This is a genomic window from Kistimonas scapharcae, from assembly GCF_039540975.1.
Lineage (GTDB): Bacteria > Pseudomonadota > Gammaproteobacteria > Pseudomonadales > Endozoicomonadaceae > Kistimonas > Kistimonas scapharcae.
Genome location: NZ_BAABFL010000188.1, coordinates 1 through 748, shown reverse-complemented (window position 1 = coordinate 748; position 748 = coordinate 1). Strand labels below are relative to the sequence as shown.

Below are 748 nucleotides of genomic sequence, written 5' to 3'. Positions count from 1 at the left end.
TGCCATTGGGTCTGACGGTTATCTGTCGGTAATGCACCATGCCACCTTCCTCCTCTGTTGATGACAAAGAAGAAAACCCTCTGTCGCCGTCAGGCGACAAAAGGCTTTTTAACGTCCGTTGGTCAGGGGTCTTACGGTGTGCGCCAGGTGACGCGCCACACTTCACTTTCGACCACTGCCGGGTGCCAGATGCAGTTGTCGTCCACCCAGAACTGGTCGTAGCCGGTGATCCGCGCCAGCACGGATTCCAGCGGCGCGACCCGTGTCCCCCGATAGAGGACTTTGCCGCTGTCACGGTGGGCCTTGATTTCTTCGATGATCACCTGTTGGGTCATGGTCATATCTCCTTCGTTGATGACAAAAGAGAAAAACCCTCTACCGGAAGGCAGAGGGGTGAGGGTCAGAACGGGATGTCATCGAAGGCGTCACCGAACAGGTGGCTGTCGCGGATGAAGAACTCCGCCGCCATCTGTCCGCGCAACCGTGAGCGGTAACGGGCGATTTCCTGGTTCCAGACCGTGGTCAGTTCCCATTCTTCCGCCCATGGGTGGAATTCTTCGTAGACCGCAACACGGTCGTTGGCGTAATCCATGGCTTCCCTGAGTCGCGCCTGATATGCAGCCATACGCTCTTTGACATTGATCATGGTCATATCTCCTCTGTTAATGACAAAAGAGAAAAACCCTCTGGCGTAAGCCAAAGGGCGAGAGGTCAGGCGGGTTGGTAGCCCTTGTCGAGCTGGTTGCGG

General features: G+C 56.3%; 2 protein-coding genes. Both read right to left on the bottom strand.

What is annotated here, in order from left to right; genetic code table 11:
- Positions 1-131: 131 nt before the first annotated feature.
- The gene (locus ABD892_RS10320; protein WP_345195540.1) at positions 132-335 is read right to left on the bottom strand and encodes a hypothetical protein; all 204 of its coding nucleotides are present in this window, start codon (positions 333-335) and stop codon (positions 132-134) included.
- A 65-nt stretch (positions 336-400) separates the two neighbouring features.
- On the bottom strand, positions 401-748 hold a 348-nt coding region (locus ABD892_RS10315; protein WP_345195539.1), incomplete at its 5' end, for a hypothetical protein.